A 15,381-nucleotide genomic window follows, 5' to 3' on the forward strand; every position below is an offset into this window, starting at 1 on the left:
TGCGATGTAGCTAAACGTTGAACCTAAGATAAGGCTAAACTAGAAGTATTTTGAATTCGGCTATTACTTTTTGAAAAAAATACTAAAGATATTGGACTTAGAGAGCTTATATATAATTTTTTATATACAGTTTCCGCTCTAGAAATAGTTGTAATTATTTATCTAGCTTTCTTTTCCCTTAGTTTTTTAACGATTCTAACGGCGGACATGATTGTAATAGCAAAAATAATGAGTCCGATAACGCCCCATATCCAATCTATGGTGTTCTTTAACACGACTAAGAACACGATAGCAAATAGGAAGACGGTGGCTACCTCATTGAACAATCGAAGCTGGAGGGAGGAGAATCGGAAAATTCCCGAGCGGATCTCCAATAATATTTTGCGCGTATAGAAATGATATGCGAGAAGCCCAGCCACAAACCCAAGCTTAAGGTGCATCCATCCTTGTTGGAGCAAATCGGGATTAATATAAATCATGGCGCCTCCAAAGATGACCGTAAGCCAGCTGGCAGGTGTCATTATAGCGTTCCATAATAGTTTCTCGGTACGAAGATATTCTTGAGAAAGGACATTTCGTTCTATTTCACTCTTGTCTTGGGCATCGGTATGGTAAACAAATAGCCTTGGCATATAGAAAAGGCCGGCAAACCAGCTTACTACGAAAATGATATGTAGAGCCTTAAAATGGAGGTAGGTCATATAAAAATGTAAAAGGTCTTAGCCATGCTGCCAAATACGATGAATCGATTTTCTGTCAAATTTCGTAAATAATCTACAATTACCGGAATAAACTTTCTGGATGTGAAACACGTTAAACAGGCATGACTGAAACCAACAACCCAATGATACATACTTCAAAATTATTGATATTTACTTTTGTTTTACTTTTAAGCGTTACAGCCTTCTCCTGTGCACAATCGGGCAAGCAAAAGAAGGACAAGGCAACAGAATCGGTTCGGGCCGAAGATCTGGCCGATTTATCGAATGCCGAAGTGGCCATTTTTGGGACAGGGTGTTTCTGGTGCACTGAAGCCGTCTTTGAAACCTTGGATGGAGTACTGAAAGCGGAGTCCGGCTATGCCGGTGGATCCAAGGCAAATCCTACTTATGAAGAGGTGACCACTGGCCTTAGCGGGCACGCTGAGTGCGCCCGGATATATTTTGACCCCAATACCATTTCCTATGGCGATTTGCTGGAGGCATTTTTCCGCAGCCATGATCCTACCTCTCTAAACAGGCAGGGGAATGATGTCGGGCCACAATATCGATCTGTGATTTTTTATACTTCAGATGAGCAGAAGAAGCTGGCCGAAAAAGCAATTAAGGAGCTTAATTCCTCCGGGGCCTATGACAAACCCATCGTTACACAGGTTCAGAAAGCTCCTACTTTCTATGTAGCAGAGGATTATCACCAAAATTATTTTGAAAATAATCCAGATCAAGGGTATTGTGCCTTTGTAATTGCCCCAAAATTGGATAAATTCAGGAAAGTTTTCAAAGAAAAATTAAAGAAATAAAAGGGCCATGATGGCTGTAGAATTGCTCAAACGGGCCGTTTGTTAACCCTAACGCTCCGTTCAATAACTTATAGCCTAGACTATTTTGAATGCCTGAAATAAAGAACTTATTTTGTGTTTAGTATTTAACAAAACAGTCTATTACGATGAAAAATTTTCTATTGGTTTTAATGGTGGCTAGCGTATTGGGTCTTTCATCCAATAAGGCAGTAGCTCAGTTTGAAAAGGGAGATAAATTAGTGAATTTGGGAATAGGTGGTGGAGGTTATGGATTTTACAGCAGTGGTTTTGCTGTTGGAGGGTCCATAGAATATGGAATCCACGATTTTATTAGCGTTGGTGCCCAAGCTGACCTGAAGTTTTATAATTATGGGTATATTGGTGTTGGCGATAAAAGTTATGTGGCCCTTCCCATAGCTGCAAGAGGCTCCTACCACTACGGTAAGCATTTCTTACCCATGGATAATCTAGATTTATATGCTGGCCCAACCTTGGGCTTCAGCATCGATGGAAACAAATATTACACTGGAGGTAATGTTGTTTTTGGAGCCTTCGCTGGAGCTAGGTATTATTTCAAACCTGCCCTTGGGGTGTTTCTAGAACTCGCAGGGGGTACCACTAGTGTGATTCCTGCAAAAGTAGGTGTAACATTCAAACTATAAGAGATAATAATTGCTTTATTATTGAGCAAAAGCCGGCCTTAGGGTCGGCTTTTTTTGTATATAACGGATTTACAATACCCTGGCACACATTTTGAAGTGAAGATAATAATTCTATTTCAGTCAAGGCATATTGCTTGAGAAACACAATTATTATCTACCATGAAAAACATAACCTATCCACTAATTTTTATTGCTGTATTACTAGCCGCGGCGAGACAGCAAGCCTTCGCTCAGTTCCAAAAAGGCGATAAACTGCTAAATATAGGTCTGGGTGTAGGAAATTATGAAAATTCTGCTCCTTTTCATGCTTCTTTTGAATATGCCTTCGGAAATTATTTTTCTGCAGGGGTTCAAACGGATGTGTACAGTTATCGCTATGGCCCGGGAGATGCTTATAGAACCAGTTTTCCAACGGCCCTCAGAGCTTCCTATCATTATGGGAAGCATTTTGTGCGTGACAAAAGATTAGATTTATATGGAGGAGCAGCATTAGGTATTCTCTCCGCCAGTCATTATGACCGCTGGCCCGATCGGCATCCCAAACATTTTGTTGGAGATGGAGGAGGGCCCACGGTGGGTTTATATGCAGGAGCAAAGTACCTGTTTACTCCAGGGTTTGGACTTTTTGCGGAGGCGGGTCATAATATTTCCTGGCTGAAATTAGGCGTAGCATTCCGGTTTTAAAAATGAACTGTCAGCCTGATCTGGCCTGTCTGGAGACTTGGGGAAACACTGGGAGACAACTTCACTTCCAGTGGGGCCTTTCTACGATCCAGCTCGTTCTTTATGCTTCGGGCTTTGTTCGCATTGGTTTTCCCTTGAATAAAGCCTGGAATACCTGTGGCGGCACCCAGAATAAATCCTGAAATCATCAGTACTATACCCATATCGCTTCGTCCGTTACCAGGCCCCATGATGGGAATATTACTGATGGCTATGGCGGTGCCGACACTGGTTGCTGCCAGGCCCAGGGTAGATCCTATTATTGCAGATATAAGATGCTCTCGGGATTTTTTTTTGTGAAAAAGGTATTTTAGTTGAAGTTCCTGCGTCGAATTGTCCAATAGCAGGCTATCAAAATCACCCTGCAGCTCGGAATGGCCTGCTATATCCGTGATCCGCTCGCTCTGATTGCTGGGGCGGGCTTGCCGCTGACCTAAGGTGATACTGAAAATTCCTAGGTGCATTACCAACAGAAATGTTAGAAATTTCATGCAGATAAAATTTAGGATAAAAAAATAGCAATGGGATACTATAAATTTACCTAAATGTTTTATCTGAAACTAATGGTGATTGTGTAAATCATTGCGAAATAACTTCCTGTCTGATGATCGAAAAAGGAACTTTAAAAACTGGCCACCAATGTAAGGTTCCCGCTCTTCAGTCGAGGATCATAGGACGGAGCGAAACCAAACTGAACCGGAAGATTTCGTCGGTTTAGCTCTTTTTGGATGCTTTTGGCCTTGTTCTTGTTCGATGCTGCCTTAATAAACCCTGTGATGCCCGCAGTAGCGCCTAAGGCAAAGCCCCCTATCATTAGCCAGGCACCCCTTACTTCATTTTGATTGCTATATATCCCAGGGCCATAGCTGGCGGTATTTACAATCAGACCGGTACCAATTGCCGTGGTTAATAGGCCCAAGGAAATGCCAATAACGGCTCTACGAATGCCCTTTTTGGATTCTTTTCTATGATAATGATAAAAGGTTTGTAAACGCTCGTTATTCACCTTCAGCAGATTTGTTTCGAAACCATTCCTGGGTCGAGGACTAGGTGGGTTGGAGGATGCTGGGTCACTGAATTTTTCCACAGGCTTCGGATCAGCTGTCTCAGGGCGAAAGTATTCCTGCACAGGTTCTGAGATTTGAAAGGTTTCAGTGTCTCCATTGCCATAGGTAATGGCGGTAAGTTCCGATTTCGAAATCGTAAAAAGAGGACCTTCCAGATCTTTGCTTTTCTTATACTTTACCGTGGTAGCATCTATCTCAATAATTTTCACTTCCATGGTCGACTGGTTGCGCAGATGGAGTTGGTCAAACTTACGCTGGGACTGCCCTAAAGCAGACCAGGATAGCAGGGAGAAACAAGTCAGAAGGAAGAACAGAATTTTCATTGAATGGTTGGATAAATATTACGCACCAAATTTATTTAACTGCTTTACCAAAACTTCAAAATCCTTAGGATAGGGAGCTTCCACACGCACGGGCTCGCCATTCATCAGTTTAAAACTTAAGGCGTGGGCATGCAGGGCTACTCTTTGAATTAAGGGTTGCTCTTCGGTATCCTTTTTCAGGTTAAATTTCTTTTTAATGGAGGATAAATAAATAGGTTCTCCTCCATACTGAGGGTCGCACACGATGGGCGCCTTTAGGCAGGAAAGGTGGATGCGTATCTGGTGCATTCGACCCGTTATAGGGATGCACTCTATCAGCGAATAACCTCTGTAGACCTTTATGGTGTTGAAAATGGTTTCGGCAATCTTTCCTTCGGCTTTGTCGATTTTTACTACCGTTCCATTTTTCAGGGGTAAGATGGGTAAATATACCGATATGCTGTCTAAATCGTGAATTCCTCCTACTACGGCATGATACCGCTTGGTTACCTCTCTATGTTCAAATTGCATGGACAGATGACGGTAGGCCGCGGGATTCTTGGCAAAGGCCAACACGCCAGAGGTTTCCTTGTCGAGCCTATGGGCGGCCTGTAGCTCGGAATTATGTTCCTTGGCCAGGCGTAATAAGCTTCCCCCCCTATCGGCAGTACGCTCGTCGAGGGTAGCCAGATGCGGAGGTTTGTTTACGAGTAAAAAGTCCTCGTTTTCAAAAAGTATAATGTCTTCGAATTTGATTTTCATAAGCGTATTTTGATACAAAAATTCCGAAAAAACTACCAATAGCGGGTAATTGATTCGGATTGATGTCTCTTCAGATTATTATATTCCACTTTGTAGCTACAAAGATAGTCCTATGAATGCTATGTTTGTGTTTCCTGGCCCTATAATTTAGTATGTGGCTGGAATAGGGATGTTTAGTTGATAAGATGTTTTACTTTGGTAGGATTGGGGTTTACCGTATCCGACTCCACCAGCCCGTCACGAAGCCGTACGATTCGATGGGCGTAATGAGCGATATCCTCCTCATGGGTAACCATCACAATGGTATTTCCCTTGCTATAAAGTTGATCGAATAGGTCCATGATTTCGTAGGAAGTTTTTGTGTCCAGGTTTCCGGTAGGTTCATCGGCAAGCAGGATACTGGGATCGTTAACCAATGCCCTGGCAATGGCTACCCTTTGCCGCTGCCCCCCTGAGAGCTCATTAGGGCGGTGGCCTGCCCTATTTTCTAGTCCTACGTTTTTCAATGAAAGCATGGCTTTCTCTGTGCGGTCGGCTTTACTGAGACCTGCATAAATCAAGGGTAACGCTACATTGTCTAAGGAAGACATACGGGGTAGTAAGTTAAATGTCTGAAACACGAATCCAATCTCTTTATTCCGTATTTCGGCCAGCTCCCCTTCCGTCATATCACTCACATCCTTGTTATTAAGGATATAGCGTCCGCTGCTGGGCGTATCCAGGCAACCAATGATATTCATCAAAGTGGACTTTCCCGATCCCGAAGGGCCCATAAAAGCAACATACTCACCTTTGTTTACCCCTATCGATACCGACTTTAAGGCTTGGATCACCTCGCTACCCATTACGTAACGTCTCGCTATATCGGTGGTTTCAATAATTTTCATAGGGAAATGGCTGTCTAATATTTACGAATTACCAATAGTTGATCAAAAGTCCGTGATACTTATGCCTCAGTAAGCTCCTGTCACGGTGAAAAAGGAGCCTAGGCCATGCTCAGTACACCATAATAGCTCTGTGCGTAGAGTCCTGCCAGGACAAGCGCATCCGGCAAATATTCTATCTGGATTTCCCCCTTAGAATGCCAGAAATTCATCCGGTATTCAGCTGACTCAGCTCCAGCCCGAACCGACCAGTTATTATGTTTCCAATGGCTGAACGTACAAAGATATTCCTGCGCCTCATATTCGATAATGGCCGTTCCTTTCCATAAATTATAGGTAATATGACCCAGTGTGCGTTGGTCTTCGATGTCCCGAATCTGAGTTTTGGCCTTCCAGAATCCTAAAGATTTGAAGCGGAGAAGAGATCCGTTGAACTCCCCGTAGGCATCATTATTCCAGGTATTCCTTTTTAATAGCCCTACAATGAGCTTCCCTCGAAAGAGGCGGTATTCATTTTTCCAGATATTGGTCTTCCAGGTAACGTCCATAGTTCTTACGCACATTCAAACGCTAAAATAGTGATTTACTGAAATGAGGCTCTTTGTTTTTCGATAAGAGCTCGCTCAGACTGATAGCGGGCTGCAAAAGCCTGATATACGGCGGGCTCCGCATATTGCCTTACCTTTTCTTCGGCCTCCCTAGCCTGGGCAAGCAAACCCTGATCGAGGCTTAAGAGGGCATATTGCTCCCAGATACCTGGTGCATAGGCATTGAAGCGCAGGGCGTCAATAACAATTTGGTAGGCTTTCGATACCTGACCTTTAGACCGATACCAAGAGGCGGCTTGCGTCACGGCATTCTCATCGAAGGGGTTGGCTCGTAAGGCATGGTCGAAGTGAAGGGCGCTGGGAGCCTTCTGGGCTACTTTTAGAAGGGAGTCCGCCGGACTCTTAATTCTAAGGTTTTGTTGGAGTAGGGTCTGGCGCAAAGGGTCCAGAGAGGCCTGGGGATTTTCCTTGTTTAAATTGTCTAACATCATACTAGCCACAACTTCATTGCCTTGCAGGGCCTGTACGATAGCTAATCCCAGTGAGCCTTCCAGGCCTTCGACATAGGATAGCTGCTCCAATGCGGGAGCATACAATCCCAGTTGTAAGAGCCAATGACCGTACACTTTTTTATACAGCTGTTGCTTTTCACCTTCCTCTGCGGACCAGGCACGCAGGGTCTCCAAGGCCTGAAGTTTGGATCCCTGATAGAACTGGGGATATAGGGCAGCGAAGCTCAGGTCTTGAGCCAACACCGGATTATGAAAAGCTAGCCTGGGGTATATCTTTATCGGCATACTATCGTGACGGGCTTGATTCTGCGCATAGTTGATCAGATAGGCGAAAGAGGCCGCGCTTAACAGGGAGTCCGAAGGAATGGCAGAGGCCTTAAAAGAATGCGGTGTAAATCGCTGTCTTAGATTTTGTAAGGCGAACCAGTTGGCTTGCCAGGACAGATAAGGGTACTCTTTCTGAGTAGCTTGCAGGGAGTCCAGCATGGCCGCCTCCCCATATTTACCCAATAAATATAATAAATTGGAGGCAGGCACCTCCTCCTTTTTTGCTGTAGTCAGCGATTTTTCCAGAAAATAATAGGCCGAATCCGCTACATTGGTTTTGGCATAGAGCATGCCGAGATTATTGAGGAGCTCCCCGCTTTGTGGAAACCGGCTGACTCCCTCTTTGAGGCTGTAGAGAGCGTCGAAAAAAAGATTTTCATAGATCAAAACCGTAGAGAGCCCTATATAAGCCTGAGGTGATGGGTTTTTGAGTAATGCCTGGCGGAAATAGTAGGCTGAGGCATTCCGGTCTCCCTGCTTCAGCGCCAGTGAAGCCAGCCCATAATTGGATTTATGGTTCTGGAATTCTTCCTGTAATGCTTTTTGATAATACTGTTCGGCCAGAGGGAATTCTTGGGTATAACTATGAAGGTCGCCCAGACCATTGAAGTACCCAGCTATAGACTGGTGAAATGGAAGAAGGCGCTGCATAGAAATTAGAATCACCAGGCCTACGATGCCGAATAGGCGAGCCTTGGTAAGGCTAAAACGCATGGGTTTGTAGAGGACCTTGTGAACGGCCAGTCCCTGCCGGAATAAACCGTAAAAGTTTAGCAGGATATATAAAAGAAATACCAGCCCCATGGCTAATTGTCCCTGTACCGCAATGTCTTCGAGGGCCTCTAGTACCGGATCGTTGGCGCTGTCAAAGGCCAGGGCTACAAAGGCTAAAGTTATGATCATTAGTCCGGAATAAAGCCAAAATCCTAATGAGCGAAATGCAAGAACACCTTCTGTAGCCGCCGCCCGTAGCCGAAAGCCCCAGATACCTAATAAGGAGGCTGCGGTGAGTAAGTATCCCGGGTGTATGAGCGTCAGGTTCCAGTCGATCTGCCGGGTGTTCTTTAAATAAAACAACAGGAGATATAAAAGATATAGTAAGGTTATCAGAAGAAAGTTGAGCAAACCTTTGCCTCCTTTACTGCCGGCTGTGCTTACCCATACCATTGCAGCGATTAGCTCCGTAGAGATCATCAACATAAAAAGTACGCTGCATATGATCCATAATGGCATGGAATAACTAACGAAAGTGAAGGCTACAAAGCTTAACGGGGAGCTAAGGCCTACGATTGATGCTAGGACGATGGAGGCCAGCAGCATGGCCCCTACCCGCATAGCAATGCCGGCGTCGGTGCGGAAGGCGTGCAAGTAGTAGCTCAGACCTCCATACAGTACAAGTGTGATCAGGAAAAAGGTCTTGTTGGCGGCCCCAAACGCATAGAGCATTTCCAGTCGGGTGCTGGCAATAAGCAGAATAATTATCATCATAGACGCCAGGTACCAGAATCGCGGGAGCGTAGTCAGAGCTCCCAGGATGAGTGAAAAACCTGTGATGGCCAGGGTAATAAAGAGGTAGATACCCTGCTGGTCGGGCTCCATGACCGAGGCCACAAACTGTTCGGCGACGAGCTGGGTAGGAATTGACACGCCATATTGCCATTGCCTGAGTTGTAGTAAATCTACCAGCGCTGGGGTTTCACTTACTTCGCTAAGCACATTCCATGCGATGGTGTTCCCCAGGGGATCCAGGCTTTTCCAGATTAAGAACAGCAGGGCTAGCGCGATGAGTGCGAGAACAGAAACCGTGAGTCGTCGCTCTGAGGACGACCAAAACTTCCAGAAAAATATATCCTTCATATTAATTATTGCAGTAAGGTCTAAGCTAAACGGCTTAGTGGGCCGACAAATATACGATTCTTGAAAAATTCTAAGGAATATTCGCCGTTAGCTGTACCCTTCGGGCGGCTGGCAAGTAAAACGGGCTTGCGAAAAGATGGCAATTCAGGGGGCAGTTGGCAGGTGTCACCGCTCACCAATAGCCTGGGAAACCGGGGAAACAGGTAGAATATGAATACCCGGAAAAATTAAATTTTGAGGAGAAAATTTTAATTTGAATATAAAAAGAGGTCCAAATCGGTAATATTTCTCAAAAATATCCAATATTTCATGGTCGACGCTATTGGTACTGAACAAATTATCTCCTACTTTTGCGGTCTGAAAATAACCTCATTGAAAATATTCACAAACATATAATGGCAAACGCGACAAACATAGGAAAAATTACGCAGGTAATTGGCCCAGTTGTAGACGTATCATTTGAGGAGGCAGGGAGTATACCTGCAATCCTTGATGCGTTGGAGGTCATCAAGTCTAACGGTCAACGTGTAGTCCTTGAGTGTCAACAACACTTGGGAGAAGACAGAGTTCGTACCATAGCGATGGATAGTACCGAAGGTATGCAACGCGGTATGAAAGTTACCCCATTGGGATCTCCAATCAAAATGCCAACAGGCGAAGCCATCAAAGGCCGTTTGTTCAATGTGATTGGTGAGGCTATTGACGGTCTTACCCCTATTGACACGACCAACGGAATGTCCATTCACCGGGCAGCTCCTAAGTTCGAGCATTTGGCTACCGCTACAGAGGTACTCTTTACGGGTATCAAAGTAATTGACCTTTTGGCTCCTTATGTAAAGGGAGGTAAAATTGGTTTGTTCGGTGGTGCTGGTGTGGGTAAAACCGTATTGATCCAAGAGCTAATCAATAATATCGCTAAAGCTTATGCCGGTCTTTCGGTATTTGCCGGAGTAGGTGAGCGTACTCGGGAAGGAAATGACCTGATGCGCGAAATGATTGAAGCGGGTATCATCAAGTATGGTGACGACTTCAAGCATAGCATGGAAGAAGGTGGATGGGATATCTCTAAGGTAGACTACGAAGCTTTGAAAGACTCTCAGGCTACTTTCGTGTTCGGTCAGATGAACGAGCCTCCTGGAGCACGTGCACGTGTAGCGCTTTCAGGACTTACGGTTGCTGAATACTTCCGTGATGGTGATGGCGAAGGACAAGGTCGCGACATTCTATTCTTTATCGATAATATCTTCCGTTTTACCCAGGCAGGATCTGAGGTATCGGCCCTTTTGGGACGTATGCCTTCTGCGGTAGGTTACCAGCCAACCTTGGCTACGGAAATGGGTCAGATGCAGGAGCGTATTACCTCTACCAAGCGTGGATCGATTACTTCTGTACAGGCCGTATATGTACCTGCTGATGACTTGACGGATCCAGCACCTGCTACTACCTTTACCCACTTAGATGCTACCACGGTATTGAGCCGTAAGGTATCTGAGAAAGGTATTTATCCAGCTGTGGATCCTCTAGACTCGGCCTCACGTATCTTGAATGCAGAAACACTGGGTGCAGAACATTATAACTGTGCACAACGTGTAAAAAACATTTTGCAACGTTATAAAGAATTGCAGGATATCATCGCCATCCTGGGTATGGAAGAACTTTCCGACGAAGATAAGCTGGTTGTATCCCGTGCTCGTCGCGTAGAGCGTTTCTTGTCTCAGCCTTTCTTTGTGGCCGAACAGTTTACCGGTCTTAAAGGTACGCTTGTAGACATCAATGATACCATCAAAGGATTTAACCTGATCATGGATGGTAAGTATGACCACCTTCCTGAGATGGCTTTCAACTTGGTAGGTACTATCGATGATGCCCAGGCAAAAGGAGAGAAAATGCTTGCTGAAGCCAATAAGTAATTATGTAATAACCTAACGGTTTGAGCGGTAGCAATACGCTGCAGCTCGAGTCGTGAAACATACCGCAAAGGATATGCATTTAGATATCATTACACCCGACAAAAAGGTGTATAACGGAGAGGCAACTTCCGTGATACTACCGGGTACCGAAGGACAGTTTCAGGTATTAAACCGCCACGCTCCCCTGGTGAGCACGCTCGGAAGAGGTTCAGTGGTAGTAGATACCGGTGCTGCTAAGCAGACTTATGTCATCGATGGTGGCGTAGTAGAGGTGCTTAACAACACGGTACTCGTACTTGCTGAGGCCGTCTTGTAGGTATAGCAATAAAAATTTTGAAAAAGCAGAGGCTCCAAGAGTCTCTGCTTTTTTGGTATTAAATACAGGAGGGGGTTTTGTAAATCTAGAATCTAAATTTTCCTGCTAACTCTCAATTTAATGCCGATCTCAATTAATGCTTTCAAACGAACGCCCCATCTGGCCTGAAATACCAGGAATCAGAGGAAGGAATAATGCTTTAAAGTAAACTTTCCGGCCTTCGATAGGTACGGCCGACATTTTCAAAGGAATATTAAGGGTTTTATTGGGTGCAATACCTTATTTTACGACAAAATTCGCACTCCTGACTCCTATCATGCAGACTACTCAGCCTAAAAATGAATTATTGAAGATACTCGGTGTAGGCTTTGGCATTGCCGTAACCATTGGTGGAACCATCGGTACGGGCATTCTACGAAAGCCTGGCCCCATCGCCGAGCAACTGGGCGACCCCTGGCTGATCATGGGTTTGTGGGTGGCAGTGAGCATATATGCCCTGTTGGGCACGTTATGTACCATTGAGCTAGGAACTTCGGTTCCCCGGGCGGGGGCTTGGTACGTCTATGCCCAGCGGGCTTTCGGCCCTTATGCCGGTTTTGTGGTGGGCATCAATAGCTGGCTGGGAACTTGCTCTGCCCTAGGCTTTGGGGTTTATACCATGAGTGAATACCTTTCCCTGCTGCTCCCTTCCCTACTGGGCTTCGAGCCTTATGTGGCGATTGTCCTCTTGGCTACCCTCACCGCCTTGCATCAGGTCGGCCTTTCCCTGGCCAGTAGTTTCCAAAATATCATGAGTGTACTAAAGGGTGTGGGTCTCCTGCTTTTTGTGGGGATATGTTTCGTATATGGCAAAGAAATAACGGTGAGTGAGATCGGGCAGACGACCAGCCGCATCGTAGCTACGGGCAGCTGGCTGGCACCCGTAGTATTTTCCCTGCAGGCCATCTTTTATACTTACGACGGCTGGCATACCGCCGCTTACTTTACCGAGGAAGACCGCGATCCTACCCGCAATCTGCCCCGCTCTATGATAGGAGGAGTGTTGCTGATCATCATTATCTACCTCCTTTGTAACGCTGCCATCCTGTATATTCTTCCCATGGAGGTTTTAGCCTCTTCCAAGCTTGCTGCTGCCGATGCTGTAGCACTGATATTTGGGGAAGGCTCAGGAAAAATAGTCACCATGTTCCTGCTCATCTCCATCCTGGGCATAGTAAATGCCCAACTGATGTTTAACCCGCGGGTGCTTTACTCCATGAGCCGCGACGGACTCTTTTTTCCTGCCGGGCAGCGCGTCAACAAGGGTGGAACCCCTTCCTTTGCCCTCAATATCACCTCCTTGGTCGTGATCACCCTCATCCTGATCGGAAAAGATACCTGTGAAAAACTCTCTGATATCGCTACCTTTTTCTTTGTTTTGAGCTATGCCTCCGGCTTTGCTTCCCTGCTGGCTCTCCGCAAACGAGAGCCGAACCTCCCCCGACCCTGGAAGGTGCCGGCCTACCCTGCCCTACCCATCGGCATGTTGCTGCTGTCGATTGGGTTTCTGATCAGCGCCGTGGTGCAGGATCTGTCCAGTAGCCAGTTTGCCCTCTTATTTCTGGTGCTGAGCTACCCCATTTATTTGCTGGTAAAGAGATGGAATGCTTGAGGTAGGGCGTTAAAGTGGCGGTCGGCAATCGGCTGTCAGCCATTTTTCAAAGGTTGATTCTATTTCAGATAGATCATTGGCTACGGGGTGAGACCATTCAATACCGTTTTGGCCTGTTACAACTTCATGCGCAGCAGAGGATAATCCAGCCCTTGATCGTCCTTTTCAGTACGTTCATAGGGCCGAAAGCCGTGGTGCTGATAGAATGCCACGGCGTTGCTATTTTGCTCGTTTACATCCACCTTGTCGGCTTTTAGTTCATAAAGGGCGAAGTTTAGGAGTTTACTTCCCAGGCCTTGCCCTATATAATCTGGGCGTAGAAAAAGCATTTCTATTTTCCGTTCTGCCACTCCTATAAAGCCAAGTACGCAGTCATCCTGGACCAGGCAGTACACATCTAAGTCTTGAAAGTTAAAATCATGGTGAAACTCTTTTATGGCGTGAAAATCGGCAGTCTTTAGGAAATTATGTGTCGCCAGTACCGATTCTTCCCAGACCTGAAGAATTCCTTCCCGGTATCGATCTGTAAATTTTTCTATTTGTAGTACCTGTTCTGGCATAATGCGTTTTCAATTTTTGCTAAAACCCTTCAGAAGGGGCAAACGGCAGTTTTATAAAAGTATTAAAACTATTGTTTTTGGGCTTATCTTCAATAGAATTGATAAATTCAGAGATCGTATCTCATTCTACTCCCATACGGTTCCTTCCTAAAGTCTGAAGTGGACGTTGTCCCGTTGATAGCAGAACAGAAAACGGTGCCGAACGTAGGAGCTGTTCTCCATTATTATATTATCTTCAGACGACATTGACCAATTGGTTTTGCATGATTTGCCCATTTTTGGCTGGTTGCATTTAACCAAGAAGTGATGAAATTATTGGCCTATCCGTTCATCGTTCAGTGGCATGAATTGCTGGTTTGATTCTATAATCAGATTATCCCATGCTATGGACTCAGCGTTTTACAGGCTAGCCGTCCGCGACTGGCCGCCCGCGACTGGCCGCCCGCAGTTGGCCGCCGACTGAGGCCCCAAAATCACCTCACTACTACCGCCTCTAGCTCTACATTTAAGGTTTCGAAGAGTCCTGCTACTTCTAGAACGGTGCTGGCTTGTTGGATACCATGAAGGCTAAGCCACGCTTGAAGCATATCAAAGCAGCCAAAGAATTCCTCTGTAGAAGTCGTATAAATATTCAGACGAACGATATTGCTGCATTGGTATCCGGCCTCTGTAATGACTGTTTCAAGGTTATTTATGGCCTCTTGAAGCTGCGTTTTCATGTCGGCCCCACTAGATTGGCCCTCTGCATTGATGGCCGTTTGTCCCGAAACATACAGGGTGGCCTCTGCCTGTTTTACCTCTACTGCCTGCACATAGCTGCGTTGGTTTTGCCATTCCCAGGGGTTGATTGCTCTCTTTTCCATTTTAATTTATTTGCTTCATTATGGTATCCGGCTTTGGACCGTAACAGATGCCACAAAGGTGCCTCATCGGGGGAAGTTATACCCGTGACAATTGTCACTATTTTAAGGACAGGTCATTTACTATCGTTGCGGGAGCGGTGCGCTATAGCCTGCTTAAAGTCTCTCGTGAGACCCCTAGGTAAGCAGCAATCTGGGTCTTCGAAACCCTTTGAAGGAGCGCAGGATATTGGGCGATCAGCCGTTCGTAGCGCTCTTTGGCGTTGGTACTTAGCAAAGACAATACCCGCTGTTGGGCTCCTATAAAGCCCATATTGGATTTATGAAGTAGAAACCTTTCCATTTGGGGAAACATATCGCAAATCTGCCAGTAATCGTCCAGGGAAAGGGCAAAGACCGTCGTATTTTCTAGGCATACCAGGGACATGGTTGCTTTGGTTTTCATGAAAAAGGCGTGAAAGTCACTCTCCCACCAGTCCTCCATGGCGAAAGACACAATATGCGCTGCAGCATCCTGATCGGTATACACCAATTTCAATAGTCCAGAAACGACATAATAGGCATTTTCTACGGGTTGAGTAGCAATAAAAATGCTTTCTCCTTTATTGAAAGTCTGAATGTGGAAGTGCCCCATGAGCCTATCAAAATCCTCGTCAGACAGGGTGATACTTTTTTGAATGTGTTTTTTGAGAACTTGCTCCATACTATGAAGTAAAGATAAAAATCAGAGAGTAACATCCTTTTTGAGATACCAAGGTTTCAGCAAATCCAGCCTAGTGGATTATGATGGTTGCTTAATGGGTTGATTTTCAGTCGATAAAATGATGTATAGTTATAGGTGCCTGAGCACAGGAAGTTTGCTTGCTGACAATACCGCAAGCTGGCAGGTCATCCAGGCGGCTCTATAAAATTTGGCCTATC

16 protein-coding genes are annotated in these 15,381 nt (G+C 45.5%); 6 read left to right on the forward strand and 10 right to left on the reverse strand.

From position 1 onward, the window contains the following. Window positions 1-158: 158 nt before the first annotated feature. Window positions 159-701, reverse strand: coding sequence for a CopD family protein (locus X939_RS0120855; protein WP_025765218.1), 543 nt, complete (start codon window positions 699-701; stop codon window positions 159-161). Between the two features lie 143 nt (window positions 702-844). Between X939_RS0120855 and msrA the strand changes: the two genes are divergently transcribed. From msrA to X939_RS0120870, 3 genes are all read left to right on the forward strand, one after another. Beyond that, complete coding sequence (msrA, locus tag X939_RS22740) at window positions 845-1,519, forward strand: peptide-methionine (S)-S-oxide reductase MsrA (protein ID WP_084299598.1); 675 nt, start codon at window positions 845-847, stop codon at window positions 1,517-1,519. A 146-nt stretch (window positions 1,520-1,665) separates the two neighbouring features. Next, a complete protein-coding gene (locus X939_RS0120865) occupies window positions 1,666-2,181 on the forward strand; it encodes a hypothetical protein (RefSeq protein WP_025765220.1) in 516 nt (171 codons plus the stop codon). Window positions 2,182-2,340: 159 nt separating this feature from the next. Then, window positions 2,341-2,865 carry a hypothetical protein gene (locus X939_RS0120870; RefSeq protein ID WP_025765221.1) on the forward strand — a complete coding sequence of 175 codons (525 nt, stop codon included), beginning with the start codon at window positions 2,341-2,343 and terminating at the stop codon, window positions 2,863-2,865. Here the strand turns inward: X939_RS0120870 and X939_RS0120875 are convergent. The 6 genes from X939_RS0120875 to X939_RS0120900 all read right to left on the reverse strand — a co-directional run bounded on the left by X939_RS0120875 (window position 2,862) and on the right by X939_RS0120900 (window position 9,163). After that, window positions 2,862-3,395, reverse strand: a complete 534-nt coding sequence (locus X939_RS0120875; protein ID WP_025765222.1) for a hypothetical protein — start codon at window positions 3,393-3,395, stop codon at window positions 2,862-2,864. The two genes, X939_RS0120870 and X939_RS0120875, sit on opposite strands and share 4 nt — an antisense overlap. A gap of 131 nt (window positions 3,396-3,526) precedes the next feature. After that, window positions 3,527-4,294 (reverse strand): hypothetical protein, encoded by a 768-nt coding sequence (locus tag X939_RS0120880; protein WP_025765223.1) that lies wholly within the window; start codon window positions 4,292-4,294, stop codon window positions 3,527-3,529. A gap of 18 nt (window positions 4,295-4,312) precedes the next feature. Next, on the reverse strand, window positions 4,313-5,035 hold the full coding sequence (locus X939_RS0120885; protein WP_025765224.1) for an RluA family pseudouridine synthase: 723 nt from the start codon (window positions 5,033-5,035) through the stop codon (window positions 4,313-4,315). A gap of 173 nt (window positions 5,036-5,208) precedes the next feature. Further along, on the reverse strand, window positions 5,209-5,922 hold the full coding sequence (locus tag X939_RS0120890; protein WP_025765225.1) for an ABC transporter ATP-binding protein: 714 nt from the start codon (window positions 5,920-5,922) through the stop codon (window positions 5,209-5,211). A gap of 98 nt (window positions 5,923-6,020) precedes the next feature. Next, entirely contained in the window at window positions 6,021-6,482 is a 462-nt protein-coding gene (locus X939_RS0120895) for a hypothetical protein (protein ID WP_131694829.1), read from the reverse strand. 20 nt (window positions 6,483-6,502) lie between these two features. Next, the gene (locus X939_RS0120900) at window positions 6,503-9,163 is read right to left on the reverse strand and encodes a tetratricopeptide repeat protein (RefSeq protein WP_025765227.1); all 2,661 of its coding nucleotides are present in this window, start codon (window positions 9,161-9,163) and stop codon (window positions 6,503-6,505) included. 395 nt (window positions 9,164-9,558) lie between these two features. Between X939_RS0120900 and atpD the strand changes: the two genes are divergently transcribed. The 3 genes from atpD (at window position 9,559) to X939_RS0120925 (ending at window position 13,040) form a co-directional block, all read left to right on the forward strand. After that, window positions 9,559-11,073 carry a F0F1 ATP synthase subunit beta gene (gene atpD, locus X939_RS0120910; RefSeq protein ID WP_025765228.1) on the forward strand — a complete coding sequence of 505 codons (1,515 nt, stop codon included), beginning with the start codon at window positions 9,559-9,561 and terminating at the stop codon, window positions 11,071-11,073. A 73-nt stretch (window positions 11,074-11,146) separates the two neighbouring features. Continuing rightward, the gene (gene atpC, locus X939_RS0120915) at window positions 11,147-11,389 is read left to right on the forward strand and encodes an ATP synthase F1 subunit epsilon (RefSeq protein ID WP_025765229.1); all 243 of its coding nucleotides are present in this window, start codon (window positions 11,147-11,149) and stop codon (window positions 11,387-11,389) included. A gap of 316 nt (window positions 11,390-11,705) precedes the next feature. Beyond that, a complete protein-coding gene (locus X939_RS0120925) occupies window positions 11,706-13,040 on the forward strand; it encodes an APC family permease (RefSeq protein ID WP_025765230.1) in 1,335 nt (444 codons plus the stop codon). A 116-nt stretch (window positions 13,041-13,156) separates the two neighbouring features. Here the strand turns inward: X939_RS0120925 and X939_RS0120930 are convergent, their stop codons facing one another. From X939_RS0120930 to X939_RS0120940, 3 genes are all read right to left on the reverse strand, one after another. Further along, on the reverse strand, window positions 13,157-13,600 hold the full coding sequence (locus X939_RS0120930; protein WP_025765231.1) for a GNAT family N-acetyltransferase: 444 nt from the start codon (window positions 13,598-13,600) through the stop codon (window positions 13,157-13,159). A 473-nt stretch (window positions 13,601-14,073) separates the two neighbouring features. Beyond that, a complete protein-coding gene (locus X939_RS0120935; protein WP_025765232.1) occupies window positions 14,074-14,463 on the reverse strand; it encodes a RidA family protein in 390 nt (129 codons plus the stop codon). A gap of 142 nt (window positions 14,464-14,605) precedes the next feature. Continuing rightward, window positions 14,606-15,163 carry a Crp/Fnr family transcriptional regulator gene (locus X939_RS0120940; protein WP_025765233.1) on the reverse strand — a complete coding sequence of 186 codons (558 nt, stop codon included), beginning with the start codon at window positions 15,161-15,163 and terminating at the stop codon, window positions 14,606-14,608. Window positions 15,164-15,381: the final 218 nt, after the last annotated feature.

It is taken from the genome of Dyadobacter tibetensis Y620-1, from assembly GCF_000566685.1.
Lineage (GTDB): Bacteria > Bacteroidota > Bacteroidia > Cytophagales > Spirosomataceae > Dyadobacter > Dyadobacter tibetensis.